The sequence below is a fragment of the Bradyrhizobium sp. Crot121 genome, from assembly GCF_059512385.1.
Window position 1 is genome coordinate 1 of sequence record NZ_JCAMOR010000459.1, and the last position, 384, is coordinate 384.

1 protein-coding gene is annotated in these 384 nt (G+C 61.5%); it reads left to right on the forward strand.

The annotated features are described in order from the left end of the window. A partial coding sequence (locus tag AC5ZGW_RS47475) for an FAD-dependent oxidoreductase (RefSeq protein ID WP_496114317.1) occupies positions 1-384 on the forward strand: 384 nt, incomplete at both ends.

Consider the following 384-nt stretch of genomic DNA (forward strand, 5'->3'; position numbering starts at 1 on the left):
GGCCTTGCCACCGCCTATTACCTCGCCAAAGAGCACGGCATCCAAAACGTCGCAGTGCTCGAGAAAGGCTACATCGGCTCCGGCAATGCCGGACGGAACACCACGATAGTCCGCTCGAACTATCTCCTGCCCGGTAACGAGCCCTTCTACGAATGGTCGATGAAGCTCTGGGAAGGGCTTGAGCAGGACCTCAACTACAATGCGATGGTCAGCCAGCGCGGGGTGCTCAACCTCTATCACTCGGACGCCCAGCGCGATGCTTTCGCGCGGCGCGGCAACGCCATGATCCTCGCCGGCGCCGATGCCGAGCTGCTCGATGCGGCCGCGGTGCGTCGCATGCTTCCAATGCTCGATTTCGACAATGCCCGCTTTCCGATCAAGGGT